The 3,603-nt window shown below is 48.9% G+C and carries 2 rRNA genes; both read right to left on the bottom strand.

What is annotated here, in order from left to right:
• Positions 1-63: 63 nt before the first annotated feature.
• Positions 64-176 (bottom strand): 5S ribosomal RNA (gene rrf, locus QN395_RS21040).
• A 229-nt stretch (positions 177-405) separates the two neighbouring features.
• Positions 406-3,281: ribosomal RNA gene (locus tag QN395_RS21035) — 23S ribosomal RNA — on the bottom strand.
• Positions 3,282-3,603 lie beyond the last annotated feature (322 nt).

Genomic DNA, 3,603 nt, shown 5'->3' with positions numbered 1-3,603 from the left:
GCAAAATTCTAAAAAGGCAAAAGCCCTTAACTCGGATGGAGTTAAGGGCTTTGCGGAATAAAAGCCTGACGATGACCTACTTTCACACTGGTTGCAGCACTATCATTGGCGCGGAGTCGTTTCACGGTCCTGTTCGGGATGGGAAGGGGTGGTACCGACTTGCTATGGTCATCAGGCATAACTTGTTGATCTGTTAAGTCACGCTATTCTGTGAGGGTCAACAAATCCAATTGGGAAGAAGCGCAGTAGAGTGTGCGGATTGAATCGCACTAATCAATGTTTTTTTCACAGCACGCCAGACCATGGCATGCTGTGGTGGTTGTGACTGTTGTCGAACAACTTACTGACGTAAGGTTCAGGCAAACACTTCACAAATACTTGTAACAGATAACCTGCTAAGGTTATAGGGACAAGCCTTACGGGCAATTAGTACTGGTTAGCTTAATGCATTACTGCACTTCCACACCCAGCCTATCAACGTCCTGGTCTCGAACGACCCTTTAAAGAGATCTAGTCTCTGGGAAGTCTCATCTTAAGGCGAGTTTCCCGCTTAGATGCTTTCAGCGGTTATCTCTTCCGAACATAGCTACTCGGCAATGCCACTGGCGTGACAACCGATACACCAGAGGTTCGTCCACTCCGGTCCTCTCGTACTAGGAGCAGCCCCCTTCAAACTTCCAACGCCCACGGCAGATAGGGACCAAACTGTCTCACGACGTTTTAAACCCAGCTCACGTACCACTTTAAATGGCGAACAGCCATACCCTTGGGACCGGCTACAGCCCCAGGATGTGATGAGCCGACATCGAGGTGCCAAACTCCCCCGTCGATATGAACTCTTGGGAGGAATCAGCCTGTTATCCCCAGAGTACCTTTTATCCGTTGAGCGATGGCCCTTCCATACAGAACCACCGGATCACTATGTCCTACTTTCGTACCTGCTCGACTTGTCAGTCTCGCAGTTAAGCACGCTTATGCCATTGCACTATCGTCACGATGTCCGACCGTAACTAGCGTACCTTCGAACTCCTCCGTTACACTTTGGGAGGAGACCGCCCCAGTCAAACTGCCTACCATGCACTGTCCCCGACCCGGATAACGGGCCAAGGTTAGAACCTCAAACAAACCAGGGTGGTATTTCAAGGTTGGCTCCACGAGAACTGGCGTCCCCGCTTCAAAGCCTCCCACCTATCCTACACAGATTGGTTCAAAGTCCAATGCAAAGCTACAGTAAAGGTTCATGGGGTCTTTCCGTCTAGCCGCGGGTAGATTGCATCATCACAAACATTTCAACTTCGCTGAGTCTCGGGAGGAGACAGTGTGGCCATCGTTACGCCATTCGTGCAGGTCGGAACTTACCCGACAAGGAATTTCGCTACCTTAGGACCGTTATAGTTACGGCCGCCGTTTACTGGGACTTCAATCAAGAGCTTGCACCCCATCATTTAATCTTCCAGCACCGGGCAGGCGTCACACCCTATACGTCCACTTTCGTGTTTGCAGAGTGCTGTGTTTTTATTAAACAGTCGCAGCCACCAGTTTATTGCAACCCTTTCATCCTTCCCCCGCAGGGGGGTCAAACTACAAGGGCGTACCTTATCCCGAAGTTACGGTACCAATTTGCCGAGTTCCTTCTCCCGAGTTCTCTCAAGCGCCTTAGAATACTCATCTCGCCCACCTGTGTCGGTTTGCGGTACGGTCTCGTATGACTGAAGCTTAGAGGCTTTTCTTGGAACCACTTCCGATCGCTTCATGAATTAATTCACTCGTCTCAACCCCTTGAATTACGCACCCGGATTTGCCTAAGTGCCTTCTACAAGTCAAGAACAGGCTCTTCCAACCGCCTGACGACCTTCTGTGATCCGTCCCCCCATCGCATCATACGACGGTGCAGGAATATTAACCTGCTTCCCATCAGCTACGCATCTCTGCCTCGCCTTAGGGGCCGACTCACCCTGCTCCGATGAACGTTGAACAGGAAACCTTGGGCTTACGGCGTGGAGGCTTTTCACCCCCATTATCGCTACTCATGTCAGCATTCGCACTTCTGATACCTCCAGCATCCTTTACAAGACACCTTCGCAGGCTTACAGAACGCTCTCCTACCATATATCCTAAGATATATCCGCAGCTTCGGTGTATCGCTTAGCCCCGTTACATCTTCCGCGCAGGACGACTCGATCAGTGAGCTATTACGCTTTCTTTAAAGGGTGGCTGCTTCTAAGCCAACCTCCTGACTGTTTTAGCCTTCCCACTTCGTTTTCCACTTAGCGATACTTTGGGACCTTAGCTGGCGGTCTGGGTTGTTTCCCTCTTGACGCCGGACGTTAGCACCCGACGTCTGTCTCCCAAGCTCGCACTCATCGGTATTCGGAGTTTGCAATGGGTTGGTAAGTCGCGATGACCCCCTAGCCATAACAGTGCTCTACCCCCGATGGTGATACTTGAGGCACTACCTAAATAGTTTTCGGAGAGAACCAGCTATTTCCAAGTTTGTTTAGCCTTTCACCCCTACCCACAGCTCATCCCCTAATTTTTCAACATTAGTGGGTTCGGTCCTCCAGTGCGTGTTACCGCACCTTCAACCTGGCCATGAGTAGATCACTTGGTTTCGGGTCTACACCCAGCGACTAATTTCGCCCTATTCGGACTCGATTTCTCTACGGCTTCCCTATGCGGTTAACCTTGCCACTGAATGTAAGTCGCTGACCCATTATACAAAAGGTACGCAGTCACGGAACAAGTCCGCTCCTACTGTTTGTATGCACACGGTTTCAGGATCTATTTCACTCCCCTTCCGGGGTTCTTTTCGCCTTTCCCTCACGGTACTGGTTCACTATCGGTCGATATCGAGTATTTAGCCTTGGAGGATGGTCCCCCCATGTTCAGACAGGATTTCTCGTGTCCCGCCCTACTTGTTGCAAGCCTAGTACCACAGATATGATTTCGTATAAGGGGCTATCACCCTCTATGGCCGGACTTTCCATTCCGTTCTACTATCAAGTCTGCTATCACTTGCGGCTGTTCCCATTTCGCTCGCCACTACTTTGGGAATCTCGGTTGATTTCTTTTCCTGTAGCTACTTAGATGTTTCAGTTCGCCACGTTCGCTTTGCAACACTATGTATTCATGTTGCAATGACCTTACGGCCGGGTTTCCCCATTCGGAAATCTGCGGATCAAAGCGTGTTTGCTCGCTCCCCGCAGCTTATCGCAAGCTACTACGTCCTTCATCGCCTGATATCGCCAAGGCATCCACCATGTGCACTTAGTCACTTGTCCCTATAACGTTAGCTTCTAGTGTCTGTGTTCATTACTGAACCCAGGTTCATCACTAAAAACCGGTTATAGTTCTTATTACTTATGAGTATTTCTTTAGCGTTTGCCGTATCTCAAGGAATTTGATTTTTTCTAAAACTCTGCTTTGCAGCAGTGCTTTTCAAACTCTTTGTAATACTATGTTTGTTCGATACAATCACAACCCTTCCATAATTTCCATTAACAACTGTCGTTGCTAACTTCTCTTTACAGAAATAATTTTGATTATTTCTACTTTACTTCTTCTCAATTGTTAAAGAACGGTAATACTGTCTTGCTTAATCTC

Origin of the sequence: Undibacterium sp. RTI2.2 (assembly GCF_035018705.1) — a bacterium.
GTDB lineage: Bacteria > Pseudomonadota > Gammaproteobacteria > Burkholderiales > Burkholderiaceae_D > Undibacterium.
Note: the sequence above shows the minus strand (reverse complement) of the source record. Positions and strands in the feature narration are given on the sequence as shown.